Origin of the sequence: Taurinivorans muris (assembly GCF_025232395.1) — a bacterium.
GTDB lineage: Bacteria > Desulfobacterota > Desulfovibrionia > Desulfovibrionales > Desulfovibrionaceae > Taurinivorans > Taurinivorans muris.
The window spans coordinates 673581-692686 of record NZ_CP065938.1 but is presented as its reverse complement, the minus strand read 5'-3'; the positions used below and the strand labels follow the sequence as shown (position 1 = coordinate 692686).

Below are 19106 nucleotides of genomic sequence, written 5' to 3'. Positions count from 1 at the left end.
TTATGCCTTCCTTGAAAGATGTTAAACTGCAAATAGCCGGCGTAAAAAAAACGAAGCAAATCACCCGCGCAATGGGAATGGTCGCTTCTGCCGGCTTACGTGGTGCGCAGCAGCGTATTGAACGCTTCCGTCCTTATGCGGATAAGTTCAATGCGATGCTTTCCGACTTAGCCGCCCGCACCGAAGGGGCTCACCATGCTCTTTTGGAAAACCATGAACATAAGAAAAACGTTCTTATCTTGCTTGTCACTTCCGACCGTGGTTTGTGCGGAGCGTTTAATGTCAATTTGATAAATACCGCATTGAAATTAGCTAAAGAGAAAGAAAAGGAAGGAAAAACGGTTTCTTTTATCTGTGTCGGTCGCAAAGGGCGCGACGCAGTCAGAAAAACCGATTACCAAATTCTTTCCGCAATGACTGATGTTATGGGAAGTCTTAATTTTCAGGTGGCGACTGCGCTTGGAAATGATATTTCTCATTCCTATACAGAATATAATGCTGATGAAGTGTACCTTGTTTATAGCGAATTTGTGAGCATGTCCCGTCAGGTTCCCACAAGTATGCCGCTTCTGCCTGTTGTTCCTTCTGAAAACGAAGAAGCGAATGGCGATATTGAGTATGTTTATGAACCGAATGTGGGCGTACTTCTTGCGGAACTCTTGCCGCGGTATTTGAATGTGCAAATTTATCGCGGTTTATTGGATAATTTCGCAAGTGAAAACGCTGCCCGTATGTTTGCTATGAACAATGCAACCAATAACTGTGATGAAATGATTGGTTCGCTGACCTTGTTGTTCAACAAAACAAGACAAACGGCGATCACTAATGAACTCATGGATATTGTAGGCGGTGCGAATGCACTGCAAAGTCAGTAAGTAGGAGCTTTGAAGTATGACAGGTAATAAAGGTCATATAGTGCAGGTTATCGGTGCTGTTGTTGACGTTGCCTTCCCTGAAGGGCAGCTTCCCAACATTTTGAACGCACTTGTTATCAATAACCCGAATAATACCGATGCCCCCGAGCTTGTGTGCGAAGTTGCGCAGCATCTCGGTAATAATATCGTAAGAACTATCGCCATGGACTCAACCGACGGCTTGGTTCGCGGCATGGAAGCTGTTGATACGGACGCTCCGATCATGGCGCCTGTCGGCAAAGCAGCGGTCGGTCGTATTTTGAACGTTGTGGGTAAAGCTGTTGACGGTCTTGGTGAGGTAAAGGCTGAAAAATATCTTCCTATCCACCGTGCCGCTCCGGTTTTCACGGAACTTAATACCAAAGTTGAATTATTGGAAACCGGCATTAAGGTTCTTGACCTTTTGGTTCCGTTCCCTAAGGGCGGAAAAATCGGTTTGTTCGGCGGTGCCGGTGTTGGTAAAACAGTTGTTCTTATGGAACTTGTTAACAACATTGCAAAACAGCACGGCGGAAACTCCGTATTTGCAGGTGTCGGTGAACGTACCCGTGAAGGGAATGACATGTACCATGAACTGAAAGACGCAGGCGTTTTGGAAAGAGCAGTGCTTGTTTACGGACAAATGAACGAACCTCCGGGGGCTCGTGCACGTGTTGCTTTGACAGCCCTTGCTTGTGCGGAATATTTCCGTGACGATGAAAACCAAGACGTTCTTCTCTTTATTGATAATATTTTCCGTTTCACGCAGGCAGGTTCTGAAGTATCCGCTCTTTTGGGCCGCATGCCTTCCGCCGTTGGTTATCAGCCGACTCTCGGTACCGACCTTGGCGGTTTGCAGGAACGTATCACCTCAACAGCCAACGGCTCCATTACTTCCGTGCAAGCGGTTTATGTTCCCGCTGACGACTTGACGGACCCGGCTCCGGCTACGACCTTTGCGCACTTGGACGGAACCCTTGTTCTTTCCCGTGCGATTTCCGAGCTTGGCATTTATCCCGCTGTTGACCCGCTTGACTCGACTTCCCGTATTCTTGATCCGCAAGTTGTTGGTGAAGAACACTATTCCATCGCCCGTCAAGTGCAAATGGTTCTGCAAAAATATAAAGACCTGCAAGATATTATTGCAATTCTCGGTATGGACGAATTGTCAGACGAAGATAAGCTTACTGTCGCCCGTGCAAGACGTATCCAGCGTTTCTTATCCCAACCGTTCCACGTTGCGGAAGTATTTACGGGAACCCCGGGGGTTTATGTAAAACTTGAAGATACCATTAAGGCTTTCAAAGGTCTTTTAAGCGGAGAATACGATCACCTTTCAGAAAATGACGTTTACATGGTAGGCGGAATTGAAATGGCGATCGAAAAATATAATAAGCGTCAAGCTCAAGCATAATTTTTTCCTGCCCTGCGAAATGCGGGGCGGGAAACATAAGCATAGGAGATAGCAATAATGGCTGCACTTCGTCTTGAAATTGTAACCCCGGATCAAGTGGTACTCAGTTCCGATGTTGAGTATGTCGGGGCACCCGGAGTAGACGGCGAGTTTGGTGTTCTTGCTGGTCACATTCCTCTGCTTACTGCTCTTAGTATTGGCACTTTGGTATACAGGATTGGCAATAAAGATTATATGGCTTTTATTGCCGGCGGTTTTGCCGAAGTAGCTGATAATAAAATAACTATTTTAGCACAAGCTGCCGAATTGGCAGAAAATATCGATGTGGAACGAGCAGAAAAAGCAAAAGCTCGAGCAGAAGAACGTTTACAAAATGCAAAGCACCAAGACGGCATAGATATTGTCAGAGCAGAAAATGCAATGAAACGTGCCATCATGCGACTAAAAATTGCAAATAATAAATAAATGAAAGCCACCCAATCGGGTGGCTTTTTTGTACGCTTTAGCTCAAAAAAACCACCAGCTAACCTGGTGGAATAAAAAATTTTTAGATACAAGACTTTCCTTTTTGGGTATACATTTGATGTGTTCGTCAATCGAAACCAAAGAAGGAAAGTTTTTTATGAATGAGAACCAGAGCTTATCCCATACACGTTGGAATTGCAAATATCATATCGTGTTTGCACCAAAATTTCGCCGTAAAGCAATTTATGTGAAAATAAAAAATGATATAGGAAAAATTCTCAGGCAACTTTGTGAGCAGAAAAAAGTAACAATAATAGAAGGGGAGATGTGTGCAGATCATGTACATATGTTAGTAGCTATTCCGTCAAATGTAAGCGTATCATCATTCGTGGGCTATGTGAAAGGAAAAAGCTCTCTTATGATATTTGATAGACATGCAAATCTAAAATATAAATATGGCAACAGACATTTGGGGTGCAGGGGCTAATATGTGGATACAGTAGGTAAAAATACAGAAAGAATAAAAGCGTATATTCAAAATAAGTTAAATGAGGACAGAATGACTGACCAATATTCGCTCAAAGAATATTATGACCTGTTTACGGGCTGTAAGAATAACTAAGGCAATAGGTAAACTGCTTTAAGCAGCTTGTGAATGAAATGCGATTGGCTAACACATTCAAAGCGCCTTGAGGCTCAAGCCAGTATTATGTTTTTCGCCTTTAAGCCGTAATAAAACTCATTTGTTTACGTTCATTTTTTCTGCATAAACTCAATAATAACTGTTTTTAAAGCTGGCATGTTTTTTAGTATGGAATTGATTGTAATTGCGTGACAATAATCATTTTTTCATGATTTTTTCGGAAATGACCTATCAGTGTCGCAATTTTTCTGATAGTCATTTTATGAGGTTAAAAATCCCTTTATTTTTATATCGATTATAGTAAGATGCGTATACCTTAATGATACATCTCATGCAAAATCGGTTTGCGGTTTAATGCCGTACAATATTTTGTCATTGGGGTGTTTCTTTATCAAATGCTGACGTATTTCAGTTCATACTGTTTTTTAAACGTTACTCTGGAGGGAATTTTATTTGTTGACAATATATATATATATATTAACGAAAGAAAATGATAACAAAATTTACCGGTTCTTTATATCAATGTATTAAAATTTGTATGTATATTTAAAGAGAGGTATAATTGACATGGTGTTTTTTCTAAAAAAAATTTTTTTAGTGTTGAGTTTGTGTTGTTTTATACCAAGCCAAGCTTTTTCCGGCGAATGGTGGCTTTTCGCAAGTGTTGGTACAGGGGATTGCAAATCGGCAGTTATTGATATGACGTTGCGTAAGGCATTTGATTGTATTTATGAAAATGATATGTTTTTTCTTTATCCGTTGGCGGAAGTTTCACTGCATTATTGGCGGCACAGTTCTGATGCTGACGATTTTGGGGGAACGCTTGCCGGGGGCGGAGCTGCTGTTTTTAAACGCAAGGGCATGTGGCGCCCGTATCTTTCTGCAACATTTGGCGGCAGCCTTCTTTCTGATACTCGGTTTGATGATAAAAATTTTGGAATGAGTTTCCAATTTCGTTCAAAAGCCGGAGCGGGCATTCAATTTGGGGAAAATTTCAGGCATAGTGTTCAATTTGATTTTGCCCATTTTTCCAATGCGGGCATAAGCGACCATAATTCCGGAATCAATACCTATTGTGTTTCTTACGGGTTTCGGTTTTAACCTGCTGTCTTTTTTATGACAACTGCATGCTGCCAGTTTTGTTATCTGAAATTATCTTCATATGATAACTAACCATATAATATCGTTTGATAATATTATTATTGCTGAATGGAGGAAATTTAGGTACAGTATACATCATTTCAGTAATGAGGCTAAGAATGTCTGATTTAAGCGACTATATGAACAATCCTGTGAATGAGCCGAAAAAACGCTCATACAAACGGAAAAACAATACCGGAGCGGATTTGTCCAAAACAGAAGAAGATTTGTTTAAACGTGTTCCGCCCCACAATGCTGACGCGGAATCAGCGGTTCTGAGCGGCGCTTTTTTGCGTCCCGAGTTATTGAACGATATTATGGACACAGTTAGTGCGGAAGATTTTTATTTTCCGGCAAATAAGTATATTTTTCAAGCAATCACAAGTCTTTATTCAAAAAATATCAATCCTGACGTGGTGACGGTTTTGGATTGGCTGCAAAATAACAAATTGCTAGAGGAATCAGGCGGGGCGGAACGGCTCGCCATGCTTGCGGAGTCTGTTGTCAGCGGAGCGAACGCGCCCTATTATGCGAAAATTGTGCGTGAAAAATCCTTGCTCCGTTCCCTTATTCAGTCTTCAGCCCATATCATCAGTTCTTGTTACGACGGCACCAATGATGTTTCCATGCTGCTTGACGAGGCTGAAAAGACGATTTTCAGCATTTCAGAAAAAAATGACACTAAAACGTATTTGGGAAGCGAGGAAATAGTCAATAAAGTTTTTGAAACCATCACAACACGTTTCAAGAATAAGGGGCGGACAACCGGGCTTGCCACTGATTATATCGAACTTGATAAAATGACAGGCGGTTTTCAGCCTTCTGACCTGATTATTTTGGCAGCCCGTCCTTCCATGGGAAAAACGGCATTCGCCCTCAATTTAGCGGCAAGGGCAGCCATAAAAAATAATGCCACGGTGGCGATTTTTTCCTTGGAAATGAGCAAGGAATCGCTTATGGAGCGTTTGCTTTGTTCATGGGGGCATGTGGAACTCGGCAAGGTCCGTAAGGGAACAATGGAGCCGGAAGATTGGAATAAAATCACTGATGCGGCTTCTGTGCTTACGGCAAGCAAGATTTTTATCGACGATTCTTCCATGCTGACCCCTTTGGAACTTCGGGCGCGCTGCCGGCGTATTCATGCCCAGCACGGTTTGGACTTTGTCGTTATTGACTATCTGCAGCTTATGCATTCCGCCAGAAACGACTCCCGCGAACTGGAAATTTCCGATATTTCAAGAAATTTGAAAGCATTGGCAAAAGAACTCAATATTCCAGTGCTTGCCCTTTCGCAGCTCAACCGTAAAACAGAAGAGCGTTCCGACAAACGCCCCATGCTTTCCGATTTGCGTGAATCCGGAGCTATTGAGCAAGACGCCGATTTGATTATGTTCATACACCGCGATGATTACTATGCTTCCAAAAAGGGCGAAACCGACCGAAACGGCAAAGCGGAAATCATTATCGGCAAGCACCGTAACGGTCCGACCGGTTCCATAGAGCTTTTGTTCATTCCGCAGTACACGGCATTCGGCGACTTGGAATACCGTTCTTATAACATTGAGGAAGCAGAAGGAAGAGGGACGGAAACAACGGCAACGTAGTTAAAAAATTTTTATTTTGCTTCTTTACAAAATAAAATTCGTTCTTAATATTTTTTTATCAAAATAAGGAGATTCTTATGTGGGAATATACGGATATAGTGCGCGATCATTTTCTCAATCCGAGAAATGCCGGTGAAATGCCCGATGCGAATGCCATCGGCGAAGTCGGCAGTCTTGCCTGCGGTGATGCTTTGAAATTGTTTTTGAAAATCAATGACAAGGGCGTTATCGAAGATGCAAGCTTCCAAACTTTCGGCTGCGCAAGCGCCATTGCTTCAAGTTCCGCCTTAACGGAGATCATCAAAGGTAAAACCGTTGAAGAAGCAAGCAAAATCACCAATAAAGACATTGCGAATTATTTAGGCGGTCTGCCAAAAGAAAAAATGCACTGTTCCGTGATGGGTGAAGAAGCTCTTGAGGCGGCAATTCGCAATTATAAGGGCTTGCCTCCGTTGAAACATGAGGAAGAAGGAAAATTGGTTTGCAAATGTTTCGGCATTACGGATAATCAAATTATCAAAGCTATCCGTGAAAATAATTTGCAAACGGTTGAAGAAGTGACGAATTTTACAAAAGCAGGCGGTGCGTGCGGAACGTGTCTGGACGCCATAGCCCAAATTTTGGAAGTAGAAAAGAATGCCGGGCTTGCTTTGCACGAACTTAAACCTGTGACGAAAAAGCCTTTGAGCAATATTCAAAAAATGCAAAAAATCATTCAGGTGATTGAAGAGGATATACGTCCGAGATTGACACAGGACGGCGGAGACATTGAACTTGTCGATGTCGTGGACAATAAGGTTTTTGTTTCTTTGCGCGGTGCTTGTTCTTCCTGCCGCGCAAGCGCCGTTACGTTGAAAGATGTCGTGGAATCAACATTGAAAGAACATGTTGACGGAAATATTACCGTTGTGCAAGCATAACACCGAGGCTTAATATGTCCAATATCATTTATTTTGACAATAATGCAACGACGCAGGTCGCCCCTGAAGTTTTAGAAGCGATGCTTCCTTTTTTCAAAGATATGTATGGCAATGCGTCCAGCATGCATAGCTTCGGCGGACAGGTTGGCAAACATATCGCTGTTGCGAGAGAACAAATTGCGGAATTGCTGGGTGCGATGCCCGATGAAATTTTATTCACTTCCTGCGGCACGGAAAGTGACAATACCGCTGTTATTTCCGCCATTGAAACACAGCCTGAGAAAAAGCATTTCATCACCACCCGCGTGGAGCATGCCGCCATGCTTGCCATGGGCGATTATCTTGAAAAGAAAGGCTATGATGTAACCTATCTTTCTGTCGACAGCAAAGGACAGCTTGATTTGGCTGAACTTGAAGCCGCAATCCGTCCCGATACCGCTTTGGTTTCCATTATGTTCGCCAACAATGAAACCGGCACGGTTTTTCCCATTGCCGAAATTGCCGAAATAGTTAAATCAAGAGGCGTGCTTTTGCATGTGGACGCTGTGCAGGCAGTTGGCAAGGAAATTATTGATTTGAAAAAATTGCCTATCGATTTCTTGGCGTTATCCGGGCATAAACTTCATGCGCCAAAGGGAATAGGGGTTTTGTATATTCGCCGCGGAACACGCTTCCGCCCATTTTTGCGTGGCGGGCACCAAGAACGGGGGCGCCGCGCTGGTACGGAAAATTCTCCTTACATTATCGGCTTGGGAAAAGCCTGCGAGCTTGCAGGAAAAAATATAGCGCAGGAAAGAACAGAAGTTGCAAGGCTTCGTGATATGCTTGAGCAAGGCATTGTTTCTCAAATTCCCAATTCCATTGTCAATGGCGACAGGGAGCACCGTTTGCCCAATACGACAAGCATCGCGTTTGAAGCTGTCGAAGGTGAAGCAATTTTGCTTATGCTCGACCAATTCGGTATTTGCGCAAGTTCCGGATCCGCCTGCACTTCCGGCAGTTTGGAGCCAAGCCACGTGCTTCGTGCCATGGGGGTTCCGTTTACCTATGCCCACGGTTCCGTCCGTTTCAGCCTTTCCCGCTATTCAACGGAGGAAGAAGTGAAAAAAGTGATTGAAGTGACACCTAAAATCATTGAAAATTTAAGAGCCATTTCACCTTTCAGGGGTAAGAGCTTCTAGAATTTTTAAAAATAATTTTTTGAAAAGCCTTTACAAATCGTGAAGGCTTTTCTATTATTTATCATATGAAAACAGAACTGTTATTTGATACCATCATAGAAAATTTCATAAAGCTGAAAAAACAAAGCACACTTCTTGACGATATCGCCAAAACATGGATTGCTTCCTTAGAGCAGGGCAATACGGTCATTTTTTGCGGCAACGGCGGGTCTGCCGCCGATTCGCAGCATTTATCCGCCGAGCTTGTGGGCAGGTACAAGAAAAACCGTTCCGCGTTAGCCGCTTTAAGTCTTACTGTGGATACTTCGGCAATAACGGCTATCGCCAATGATTTTGGGTATGAGCATGTTTTTGCGCGCCAGCTTGAGGGCGTGGGAAAAAAAGGGGATTGTCTTGTGGGGATTTCCACATCCGGCAATTCGCAAAATATCATCAACGCTTTTTTAAAAGCCAAGGAAATGGGGATAAAGACAGTCGCTTTTACCGGGGAGCATGGCGGAAAAATGAAAGAATTGGCTGATATTTGTTTGAATGTTCCCTCGACCGTCACCAATTCTGTTCAAGAAATGCACATTGCTTGCGGGCATATTCTTTGCGAAATTGTGGAAAACCATTTTTTTGCCGATTGATTGTTATGGATGATCTTATTGTTGTAAGCGTTGTGCGCGATTATCCTTTGTATTCTGACTTGGTGGCAAATAATACATTTTTTGCTTCCGCAAAATTTGCAGATTTTGACAATAGGGTTGACAACCAATATATTTCAGTACGTTATAATTCTTTTCTTGATGATTATGATTATTCCCAAGAGGCATGGTTTGTTTTTTGTCATGAAGATTGGGAACTTTTGTCCCCTATTGCGGATAAACTGGAGTGCGCGGACAAAGACAGCCTTTATGGTCCGATAGGCACGGTTTTTGTGCCCGCTCGAAATAGGTATCTGTTAAGAAGTTTGGGATATGTGAAAAATTCTGACAAAAACGGAAAAAATATCCGTTTTTACGGGTGTTCATGTCCTTTGTTCACGCAAGTCGATACGTTTGATTGCCAGTGCTTGGCAGTTCATTCCAGTTTGGTGCGAAAATATCATTTGCGTTTTGACGAGCGGCTGCAGTTTGATTTATATGTTGAAGACTTTTGCATAAACGCTTTTGAAACATATGGGATAAAATCAAAAATACTGGGTATTAAATGCCAGCATTATTCGTATGGGAGCATGCGGCAGCGCTTTTATGACAATTTCGATTACCTGGCTGAAAAATACCGAAATGCGCGCTATTCCTATTCTAATTGCCTGATTACGAAAGAACTGGGCAAAAAGCTGGATATGCCCATAAAACGCGAGCCTTCCGGTTTGTGGCGTTCTTTGAAAAGGCGCTGGCATAATTTTTTTATGAGCTGATTTTTATCCGCCTGCCGAAAGAAAATTCAGGAAGAATTTTTCGTGTATTTCTTTTGTGTCCTTGTCATCACCTTGCATGACAACTTTTGTTCGGGGAATTTTTAACATTTCGTTTGCAGGCAGTTTCTCAAGGGTGATTTGGCAATTTTTAAAAAAATACGCAGTCCCGTGAACAGAATTTTTCGAGGTCATGTTGTCTTCTCTTTGAAAAAATTCTTCGATTCTGTAAACGGGAACTGCCCATATTTCATCATATATCATGCTTATAAGAGTGTTTTTGCGTCTTTGAAATAATCGTTTTCAAAGTCTTCGATAGTGCCGCTGTCCACTGCTTTCGCAATTTCGGGATTGATAGGAATTTGGAAAATATGTTTTATGCCGTGTTTTTTGGCAATTTCCTCAATATGGCTGTCACCGAAAATCTTATGGCGTTTTCCGCAGCCGCCGCATTCGAAATAGCTCATGTTTTCCACAAGCGCCAAAATCGGTATATTCATCATATCCGCCATATTCACGGCTTTTTCAACAATCATGCTCACAAGCTCCTGCGGGGAAGTGACAACGATAATTCCGGAAATAGGCAAAGACTGGAAAACCGTAAGAGGCACGTCGCCCGTTCCCGGAGGCATGTCCACAAACATATAGTCCACGTCCCCCCAAGCGGTATCGGACCAAAACTGCTTTACCGTGTTCGCAATGATGACGCCGCGCCAAATAATGGGATCCGTTGCGCGTTCAAGCAAAAGGTTCACGCTCATCATGGAAATGCCTTTTTTGCTTACGGCGGGAAGCATGCCCATATCGTTTCCGGAAATTCTTTCCGTAACGCCGAAAGCCGTAGGAATGGAAGGACCGGTTATATCGGCGTCCAAAATGGCTGTTTTAAAGCCGTCTTTATTCATCTGTGTTGCCAAAAGCGTTGTGACAAGACTTTTTCCGACACCGCCCTTGCCGCTGACAACGGCGATGATTTTCTTCACATTTGACTGTGGATGTGCGGGAGCAAGCAGGCTTTCCTTATCTCTTTCGCCGCAGTTTTGCCCGCAGCTTGAGCAGTTATGATCACAGGAACTCATAGAAACCTCATTTGTTTTTTATAAATATTTTAGGTTTATTTTTGATTATGTCAATAAGAAAATTTGAATTTTTACTCGATTTTTCTTGTAATTTTATATGATATCGTTAAAATCACCCTATTGCCATTATTGAGGATTTTGTTATGCCTGACTGCAAACAATATATCGGTCTTACGTGTTCCGACTCTTCAAATGAAGAAAAAATCATAAAAAAAATCTCTTGGGTGAGCATAATCGGCAATGTTTTTTTGACGATTTTCAAACTTTTCGCCGGGGTTTCAGGACATTCCGGCGCATTGATTTCCGACGCCGTCCATTCCTTATCAGATATTATCACAACCATTATCGCTTGGGTCGGGGTAAAGGTTTCAAGGCAGGAAGCCGACCGGAAGCACCAATACGGGCATGAACGGCATGAATGCGTCGCATCGCTGGTTCTCGGCATTATCCTTATGCTGACAGGCTTGGGTATCGGAAAAGCGGGCATTGAAAATATCATATCGGGTTCTTATCATACCGCGCAAATTCCGACTTGTATCGCATTGATTGCGGCTCTTGTTTCCATTCTCGGAAAAGAGACCATGTATTGGTATACGAGATATTATGCGAAAATCATCAATTCTCCCGCATTCATGGCCGATGCGTGGCATCACAGGGCTGACGCGATTTCTTCCATCGGCTCGCTCATAGGTGTTGGCGGAGCAATGCTCGGGTATCCTGTCATGGACACTTTGGCATCCTTATTCATTTGCTTTTTCATTCTGAAAGTGTCTTATGACATCATGCGCGATACGTTTTCAAAGCTTCTCGATACTTCCAGCGGTGCGGAATATGAGCGCAGATTGTCCGCTTTCATTTCCGCGCAGCCTGATGTTGTTAGAATCGATTTGCTTCAAACAAGAATGTTCGGCAATAAAATTTATGTCGATTTGGAAATTTCTTTAAACGGTTCCTTGTCCTTGAAAGAAGCCCATGAAATTGCGGAAAACGTGCATGCCGCCGTGGAACTGACATTCCCGGAGGTAAAACATATCATGATACACGTAAATCCCGCTTAGGGATAAAGCGTGTGAAATTCCGCATTGGATTTGACAAATCAGTATCATGAGAATATAATTTGACGAATAAGGAGGCGGTTTTGAAAAAAATTTTAGAAACGATATTTTCTGTGAAAAACAGAACAGTTATCAATGAAAAAGAAAAAATCCTCACAATTTTCGGTATTAAGGTAATTTTATCTTCTGTTCCAATATATATATATATATCCGGTTCAGAAAATTCGGAAGAGGTGAAACCTTCTTTCCCGCATAAAGAACCTTCCGGATTAATTCCGAATTTTTCTTCAGCGCAGGAAGTTTTGGAAAAATATAAGGACAGCGCCGTAAAGCTTCATGTAGGCTGCGGTATGGTCTATAAACCCGGATGGATCAATATTGATAATAACTCTGACAACAATATAGAAAAATTAGATTTGAATTTGGATCTTGCAAATCCTCTTCCTTTTCCTGATAACAGCGTTGATTTTATTTTTAATGAACATTTTTTGGAACATTTGACCGTTGATGAGGGAAAGAGGGCTGTTTCCGAATTTATGAGGGTTTTAAAGCCCCATGGCGTTCTTCGTATAGCCATGCCCGATTTAAAAAATACTGTTGCCAATTATTTAAAGCCGAAAGAACAATGGATTGCTGATACAAAAGAATTGTTTGAAAAATTTCATTTGACCTACATAAAGACGCAGGCGGAAAATTTGAACATCGCTTTTCGTTCATGGGGGCATAAATGGTTGTATGATGAAGAAGAATTGGCAAGACGCATTGAGGAATTGGGATTTAAAAAGTACGTTTTTTGCGAGCTGCATAAAAGCATGCACGCTCCGCTGAATAATCTTGAAACACGTAAAGAATCAACATTGATTGTTGAAATCACCAAAGGAGAATAATATGAATTATTGTGATCAGCTGCATTTTCACATGAATTTTTTGCCGACTTGCATATCGCCTTGCTGCGATGTCCATAGGGCGGGAGCGCCTGAATTTCCATTTACCGGCGGATATGTGGATTTTGAAAAATATACCAAGCATATTGAAGAAGTAAGGGAAAAAATTCAAAATCCGCCCAATGCTTTTTGCACTGACTGTTCTGATATATATATATATATAGCGGGCAAGAGTTCCCGCCAATGGATATAAGAATTGTCAGCATCAATCCTCACAAATATTATTGTGATTGCCGCTGCGTTTACTGCCATTTATGGAATTATCCCGAAAAAATCAAACCGTACAGCATGTATGAGCCATTAACTTCCTTATATGAACAAAAAGCCATCAATCCGGAAACAACAAGTCTTCATTGGGGCGGAGGGGAAAGTACGCTGTTAAAAGACTTTGAGGAAACAAGCCGTTGGTCTTTGGATAACGGTTTTGTTCAATATGTCCATACAAACGGTTTTCATTTATCGCAGTCAATCATTGATTTTTTACAGGAAAATAAGGGAAGTGTTAACATAAGTCTGGACTGCGGCGACAGGGAAACATATAAAAGGGTGAAGGGCGTTGATAAATGGGATGCCGTTACCAAGCATATCGCCGATTATGTCAATAATGCGAAAGATACGAATAAAGTCAACATAAAATATATAATTTTTAAAGAAAACAACAGTCTGAAACAAATTGAAAAGTTTTTTGAATTTTGCAAAAAGTCCAATGTTTCATTGGTTGAATTTTCTTTTGATTTTCGTGATATCAGGGACAAGAGCGTGACAGATCAATCTGTAAAAGCCGCCGCTTTGTTCCGTCATTTGGCAAAAGTGAATGGAATGGCTGTCGAGCCGTTTTTCATGCCCATGGAATTGCAGGAAAAAGTCAATGCCCAATTAGAGAAAATGGAAACGTCACCTTGGATGAACGTTAAACGGTTTTTTAGAAAAATTATCTGATTTTTTAAATATCAGCCGCATGTTAAAAGCATTATGTTATTTTTTCACTGCTAAAAAATAACATAATGCTTTTTTATTTATATTCTTTTATTCAAAGTTTTTTCTGGCTTTTTGAAAGTAATTGTCAAACCGGTTTTCCGCATCGTCATAAAATTCATTGTTGATGATCAATGTGTCAGGCGGGGAACTTTTGGTGCAGTAACTTCCCATCGCCAAAACACAGCTTTCTCCGATAGTGACACTGTTGGCTACACAAGAAGAAGCGCCTAAAAAACATCCTTTTTTTATGATTACGCCGCCTGCCAAAGAAACTTGTGCTGCAATAAAGCAATTGTCTTCGATAACGCTGTGATGCCCCAAATATGTGTTCGGAAGCACATAAACATTATCGCCAATTCTTACCTTAGAATGGGCGACAACATTTTCAAATAAAATGCAGTGTTCGCCGACACTGCAATCCGGTAATATGCTTGCTGACTTGTCAATATACGATATGGGCTGATATCCTTTTGCTTTAAATTCATGATAAATTCTTGTTCTAAGCTTATTTAACATGTTTCCTCCAATTCCGATGATGAATTTATAGGAATGGGGAGGGTATGTTTCTTCTATCTTTTCAAAGTCAATTACCGGCAGTCCTAAAAATTGTTCGCAATTTTTATATTTTTTCTCAAGAACAAACGCAGAAACAGCATGTCCTGTTTGGCATAACTTCGTATAGAGAATTTGTGCAAGCCCGCCGGTGCCAAATATAATAACCTGATAATTCATGTTGACAGTATATATATATATATTGTTGGTCAATAATTTTTTATTGAGGATACCAGCGATAATGTCAAATAAAAATGAAATCGGCGGATATTTTGAACTGGAATGCGGATTTCATAAAAATTATCATAATTCTTCATTGTTATTCAATTCTTCAAGAAACGCCCTTTCTTTTTATCTTCAGCAAAAAAAAATCAAAAAATTGCATGTGCCCATGTTCACATGCGAAACCATTTGGAAGAGCGTGGAAAGGGCGAATTGTACAATAATTCCTTATGATGTGGATACCGATTTCACTCCTCTTATTGAATTTCAGGAAAATCAATTTTATCTCATCAATAATTATTTTGGAATTACAGGCAAAAAAAATACGATGTTATGTAAAAATAAAAAAGGGAATATTATTTTTGACAATTCGCAGGCGTTTTATTCAAAACAATATGGAACCGCCGGTATTTACAGTCCGAGAAAATTTTTCGGACTGCCTGACGGGGGCATTTTATGCACGGATTTGAATTTGGAAGAAGAATATGAAAAATTGCCCCGTTCTCATTCTTATGAAATATGCAGTCATTTATTAATCCGGCATGACCGGGAAGCCCAAGAAGGATATGACGAATTTGTTAAAAACAGACAGATAATTGCCGGTTGCGGAATAGAAAAAATGTCATTTTTAACACAAAACCTGATGAAGAGTATTCATTATGAAAAAATTGCCCGAATACGCAAAAGAAATTTCAATTATTTGCATAATAGACTAAAAAATAAAAATTTACTGAAATTTGAACCGGATACGGATGACGTTCCCATGGTGTATCCTTTTAAAGTTGATGAAAAAAAAGAACTGCAAGCATATTTGCTGAAACATAAAATCTATACGGCGAGTTATTGGCCGAAATCGAATGAATATCCTATGCACATGGCGGGTGAAAATTGCAGAGAAAACCGTGAAACCATTATTCCCTTGACAATAGACCAACGCTATACTAAAAGAGATATGGACAGAATTGTTTTTGTTTTGGAAAAATTTTTTGGGAATAATGGGTAGGGTATGACAAAATTGAGTGCGATAGAGATTTATACGAAGCATGCGGAACAATATGATACAAAAGATTTTCTGAAACATGTTTGGCGAACCGTTGACGGCGAGGATATTCCCGCGGAACAATTGAATTTCATTACCAATTCAATCCGTAATGCTTTAAAATTGTCAAAAGACGATGTCGTGTTGGATTTGTTTTGCGGCAATGGGCATTTGTCGCATTTTTTCATTGATGAAATAAAGGGATTACACGGGGTTGACGGTTCAGATTATTTAATTAAAATTGCCAATGAAAATTTCCGTATTGAAAATAAATCTTCCTATGCTTGTTCCGATTTGTCGCTTTTGAATTTGGACGGCATTTTGCAAAATTCCCTTTTTTCACAAAAAGATTTCACTAAGATATTGATTTTTGGAAGCATTCAATATTTGTCAAAGTCTTTGCTGGCTGATTTTCTTACTTTTTTGTATAAGAAATTTACTAATGCTATATATATATATATAGCTCCTGTCCCCAACAAAAGATATGCCGCTGATTTTTTTAAGAAAAGAAATGTTGATGTAACTACCGTAAATCTTGATGACAATAATACCCCTATCGGTTCTTGGCATGACCCAAAAGAATTTATGGATATTGCAAACGGAGCCGGGTGGAAAGCCCAGGAAATTCCTTTTGAAAATCGGCATTATCAATCTTTTTACCGTTTCAATGTCTTATTATCAAGGTAGATGTGGAAAGCCGAACAGCAAATGCGGTCTTTTTGAAATAATGAAAAAAGAAAAGTTACAAGCGTTATTGTAACATAAAATTCATGCGTTGAGTTATTTTTAGAAATCGAATGAATACCCTGTGCTCAGGCAAGTGAGAATTGCAGAAAAAACCGTGAAACCATTATTCCCTTGACAATGGACCAACGCTATACTAAAAAAGACATGGACAGGATTGTTTTTGTTTTGGAAAAATTTTTTGAGAATAATGGGTAGGTTATGACAAAATTGAGTGCGATAGAGATTTACACGAAGCATGCGGAACAATATGATTCAAAAGATTTTTTGAAACAAGTTTGGCGAACTGAGAATGGCGAGGATATTCCTGCGGAACAATTGAATTTCATTACCAATTCAATCCGTAATGCTTTAAAGTTATCAAAAGACGATGTCGTGTTGGATTTGTTTTGCGGCAACGGACATTTATCGTCTCTTTTTCTTGATAGCATAAAAGGGCTGCACGGAGTTGACGGTTCGGATTATTTAATTCAGGTTGCCAATAACAATTTCCGTATTGAAAACAAATCTTCCTATGCCTGTTCCGATTTGTCACATTTTGATTTGGACGGTATTTTGCAAAATTCCTATTTTTCACAAGAAGATTTCACTAAGATATTGATTTTTGGAAGTATCCAATTTATATCCAAACCATTATTAGGTGATTTCTTTACTTTTTTGTATGAAAAATTCATCAATGTGAAAAATGTGTATATGTCGCCTATTCCGAATAAAAATCATGCCGCTGATTTTTTTAAAAAAAGGAATATTGATGTGAATACAGTCAATCTTGATGATGTTAATTCTCAATTTGGTTGTTGGCATGATCCGGAAGAGTTTGTTGATATTGCAAACAATGCCGGTTGGAAAGTTTGTGAAATTCCTTTTGAAAATTGCCATTATCAATCTTTTTACCGCTTTAATATTTTATTATCAAGGTAAATATGAAGACGTTAGCGATAATGCAGCCATATTTTTTCCCTTATCTTGGGTATTTTTCTTTAATTAAAGCTTGTCATGAATTTATATTGCTTGAGGATGTTCAATTTATAAAACATGGGTGGATTGAACGAAATAGGATTTTAAAACCAGACGGTCTTGATTGGCAATATGTAATGGTTCCTTTAAAAAAATACCATCAAAAAACCTTAATTAAAGATATTTTAATCAATAATAGTATTGATTGGAGAGGAAAAATTTTTTCCCAATTGGAACATTACAGGAAAAAAACAAAGAATTATTTTGTTATTATTGATTTAATCCGGGAATGTTTGAATATTGAAACAGAAAGCATTACGCTGTTGAATAAACATATTTTAGAAACAATCTGCTCTTATCTTGGTATTGTTACGCCAATAACTATCTTTAGTGAAGAGAATTTATTTGATGTTTCATGGAAAGGAGATGAGTGGGCATTAAATATCTGTAAATCCCGAAATGTTGACCATTATGTCAATCCTATTGGCGGAATTGATTTCTTTGATATTGATAAATATGAAAAGAATGGTATTAAAATTGATTTTATTGTTAATAATCTTATTGAATATTCTCAAGGCAAAACGGCATATGTTCCCGGACTTTCGATTATAGATGTTTTAATGTTTAATTCCATTGAAAAAGTAAATTTTTTAATTGATAGTTATATTATACACTAATTATGGATAATCTTATGAAAAATTCAATTTCAGATTTTGCGTTATATGGTGGGGAAAAAGTTTTTTCAACGTTTAGAACCACAACCAATATGGTTCCGCCTGACAGGGAAGTTTTTTTTAACTATGCGAAAAAAGCTTTTGAGAACAGACAATTCACCAATAACGGAGAAAATGTTAAAGAATTGGAAAGGCAGTTGGCTGTTTTTCATGAAGTGAAGCATTGCATTGCTGTTTCAAATGGATTCAGGGCTTTCATGTTAGCGGTAAAGGCTTTGGCACTGCCTCATAAGACGGAGGTCGTTATTCCTTCTTTAGCCTATCGTTCCAGTGGGTATATGATAGAATGGACAGGTTTTATTCCACATTTTTGCGATGTTGAAGCGCAAACACGGACGGTGTCCGCGCAAACCGTTGAAAAGTGCATCAATAAGAACACCGCGGCTCTTGCCATTCCTCATCCCATGGTGACGCTTTGCGATATTGACGAAATTGTCGCTTTGGCGAAGAAACATGGTTTGCCCCTTATTTTTGATTCAGTCGAAGCCGTTGGGGCAAGTTATAAAGGGAAGATGATTGGCGGGTTCGGCGACGCGGAAACGTTTTCAATGCATGCCAGTAAACTTATAAATTCGGCAGAAGGCGGCTATATTACGACAAATAATGATGAACTTGCCGATTTGCTGCGAAAAATGCGGGCATTTGGTTTTGTAGCTAAAGATACGGTGGATTGTTTGGGGCTTAATACTAAACTTAATGAGCTGCATTCCGCCATGGGGCTTGCCGGTTTATCTTGGATTGAACGGCAAATCAGTGAAAATAAAGCTATGCATTTGGCGTATCAGGAGCATTTTAAAGACATTGCCGGCTTGGAAATCGTTCCCTATGCAGAAAACGAAAAAAGAAATTGGAAAACGTGCCTTGTAAAAATTAATTCCGAATGGCCTTTCACGAGAGATTTGACTCTTGAAATTCTTAACGCGGAAAATATCAACGCCCGTGAATATTATAATCCGCCTTTGCATTTTATTTATTCTAGGGATAGAAGTGTTTATGCTGATTTACCTAACACGGAAAAAGTCTGCCAAGAATATTTTTTATTGCCTTTTGGCTATTCCATGAGTGTTGATGATACAAAAATGATTGCAGATGTTCTTAAAGCCATGCTGCGTTTTAAAAATGAACTTCTTGCGAAAGGCTAGG

The 19106-nt window shown here is 40.0% G+C and carries 21 protein-coding genes and 1 pseudogene; 19 read left to right on the top strand and 3 right to left on the bottom strand.

What is annotated here, in order from left to right:
• Positions 1 to 2 precede the first annotated feature (2 nt).
• The 10 genes and pseudogenes from JBF11_RS03200 (at position 3) to JBF11_RS03155 (ending at position 9662) form a co-directional block, all read left to right on the top strand.
• The gene (locus tag JBF11_RS03200; protein WP_334315936.1) at positions 3 to 875 is read left to right on the top strand and encodes a F0F1 ATP synthase subunit gamma; all 873 of its coding nucleotides are present in this window, start codon (positions 3 to 5) and stop codon (positions 873 to 875) included.
• Between the two features lie 16 nt (positions 876 to 891).
• Positions 892 to 2307 carry a F0F1 ATP synthase subunit beta gene (atpD, locus tag JBF11_RS03195; protein WP_334315935.1) on the top strand — a complete coding sequence of 472 codons (1416 nt, stop codon included), beginning with the start codon at positions 892 to 894 and terminating at the stop codon, positions 2305 to 2307.
• A 54-nt stretch (positions 2308 to 2361) separates the two neighbouring features.
• Positions 2362 to 2772: a F0F1 ATP synthase subunit epsilon gene (locus tag JBF11_RS03190; RefSeq protein ID WP_334316309.1), complete on the top strand. Its 411-nt coding sequence runs from the start codon at positions 2362 to 2364 to the stop codon at positions 2770 to 2772.
• 157 nt (positions 2773 to 2929) lie between these two features.
• A pseudogene (gene tnpA, locus JBF11_RS03185) lies at positions 2930 to 3394 on the top strand (IS200/IS605 family transposase).
• A gap of 762 nt (positions 3395 to 4156) precedes the next feature.
• Positions 4157 to 4516 (top strand): acyloxyacyl hydrolase, encoded by a 360-nt coding sequence (locus tag JBF11_RS03180; RefSeq protein ID WP_334315934.1) that lies wholly within the window; start codon positions 4157 to 4159, stop codon positions 4514 to 4516.
• 158 nt (positions 4517 to 4674) lie between these two features.
• On the top strand, positions 4675 to 6159 hold the full coding sequence (gene dnaB / locus JBF11_RS03175) for a replicative DNA helicase (RefSeq protein WP_334315933.1): 1485 nt from the start codon (positions 4675 to 4677) through the stop codon (positions 6157 to 6159).
• A 77-nt stretch (positions 6160 to 6236) separates the two neighbouring features.
• Positions 6237 to 7079: a Fe-S cluster assembly protein NifU gene (nifU, locus tag JBF11_RS03170; RefSeq protein WP_334315932.1), complete on the top strand. Its 843-nt coding sequence runs from the start codon at positions 6237 to 6239 to the stop codon at positions 7077 to 7079.
• A 14-nt stretch (positions 7080 to 7093) separates the two neighbouring features.
• Entirely contained in the window at positions 7094 to 8260 is a 1167-nt protein-coding gene (gene nifS, locus JBF11_RS03165; protein ID WP_334315931.1) for a cysteine desulfurase NifS, read from the top strand.
• 65 nt (positions 8261 to 8325) lie between these two features.
• Positions 8326 to 8889, top strand: a complete 564-nt coding sequence (gmhA, locus tag JBF11_RS03160; protein WP_334315930.1) for a D-sedoheptulose 7-phosphate isomerase — start codon at positions 8326 to 8328, stop codon at positions 8887 to 8889.
• Positions 8890 to 8894: 5 nt separating this feature from the next.
• Entirely contained in the window at positions 8895 to 9662 is a 768-nt protein-coding gene (locus JBF11_RS03155; RefSeq protein WP_334315929.1) for a hypothetical protein, read from the top strand.
• Positions 9663 to 9665: 3 nt separating this feature from the next.
• Here JBF11_RS03155 and JBF11_RS03150 read toward each other — a convergent pair whose 3' ends face one another.
• Together JBF11_RS03150 and JBF11_RS03145 are read right to left on the bottom strand one after the other, a co-directional pair.
• A complete protein-coding gene (locus JBF11_RS03150; RefSeq protein WP_334315928.1) occupies positions 9666 to 9854 on the bottom strand; it encodes a MoaD-like domain-containing protein in 189 nt (62 codons plus the stop codon).
• Between the two features lie 71 nt (positions 9855 to 9925).
• Entirely contained in the window at positions 9926 to 10738 is an 813-nt protein-coding gene (locus JBF11_RS03145; RefSeq protein ID WP_334315927.1) for an Mrp/NBP35 family ATP-binding protein, read from the bottom strand.
• Positions 10739 to 10881: 143 nt separating this feature from the next.
• Between JBF11_RS03145 and JBF11_RS03140 the strand changes: the two genes are divergently transcribed.
• The 4 genes from JBF11_RS03140 to JBF11_RS03125 all read left to right on the top strand — a co-directional run bounded on the left by JBF11_RS03140 (position 10882) and on the right by JBF11_RS03125 (position 13676).
• The gene (locus tag JBF11_RS03140; RefSeq protein ID WP_334315926.1) at positions 10882 to 11796 is read left to right on the top strand and encodes a cation diffusion facilitator family transporter; all 915 of its coding nucleotides are present in this window, start codon (positions 10882 to 10884) and stop codon (positions 11794 to 11796) included.
• Between the two features lie 80 nt (positions 11797 to 11876).
• Positions 11877 to 12680: a class I SAM-dependent methyltransferase gene (locus JBF11_RS03135; RefSeq protein ID WP_334315925.1), complete on the top strand. Its 804-nt coding sequence runs from the start codon at positions 11877 to 11879 to the stop codon at positions 12678 to 12680.
• Position 12681: 1 nt separating this feature from the next.
• The gene (locus tag JBF11_RS03130) at positions 12682 to 12930 is read left to right on the top strand and encodes a hypothetical protein (protein WP_334315924.1); all 249 of its coding nucleotides are present in this window, start codon (positions 12682 to 12684) and stop codon (positions 12928 to 12930) included.
• Positions 12921 to 13676, top strand: coding sequence for a radical SAM protein (locus JBF11_RS03125; protein ID WP_334315923.1), 756 nt, complete (start codon positions 12921 to 12923; stop codon positions 13674 to 13676). The genes JBF11_RS03130 and JBF11_RS03125 overlap by 10 nt, the downstream gene beginning before the upstream one ends.
• Positions 13677 to 13763: 87 nt before the next feature.
• Here the strand turns inward: JBF11_RS03125 and JBF11_RS03120 are convergent, their stop codons facing one another.
• Positions 13764 to 14447: a DapH/DapD/GlmU-related protein gene (locus JBF11_RS03120; RefSeq protein WP_334315922.1), complete on the bottom strand. Its 684-nt coding sequence runs from the start codon at positions 14445 to 14447 to the stop codon at positions 13764 to 13766.
• 61 nt (positions 14448 to 14508) lie between these two features.
• On the opposite strand from JBF11_RS03120, the gene JBF11_RS03115 reads away from it, so the two are divergent.
• The 5 genes from JBF11_RS03115 (at position 14509) to JBF11_RS03095 (ending at position 19105) form a co-directional block, all read left to right on the top strand.
• Positions 14509 to 15492, top strand: a complete 984-nt coding sequence (locus JBF11_RS03115; RefSeq protein ID WP_334315921.1) for a hypothetical protein — start codon at positions 14509 to 14511, stop codon at positions 15490 to 15492.
• Positions 15493 to 15495: 3 nt separating this feature from the next.
• Entirely contained in the window at positions 15496 to 16215 is a 720-nt protein-coding gene (locus tag JBF11_RS03110) for a class I SAM-dependent methyltransferase (RefSeq protein WP_334315920.1), read from the top strand.
• Positions 16216 to 16473: 258 nt separating this feature from the next.
• Positions 16474 to 17193, top strand: a complete 720-nt coding sequence (locus JBF11_RS03105) for a class I SAM-dependent methyltransferase (protein ID WP_334315919.1) — start codon at positions 16474 to 16476, stop codon at positions 17191 to 17193.
• A 2-nt stretch (positions 17194 to 17195) separates the two neighbouring features.
• Positions 17196 to 17906: a WbqC family protein gene (locus JBF11_RS03100; protein WP_334315918.1), complete on the top strand. Its 711-nt coding sequence runs from the start codon at positions 17196 to 17198 to the stop codon at positions 17904 to 17906.
• 14 nt (positions 17907 to 17920) lie between these two features.
• Entirely contained in the window at positions 17921 to 19105 is a 1185-nt protein-coding gene (locus JBF11_RS03095) for a DegT/DnrJ/EryC1/StrS family aminotransferase (protein ID WP_334315917.1), read from the top strand.
• The last annotated feature ends 1 nt before the right edge of the window (position 19106 follow it).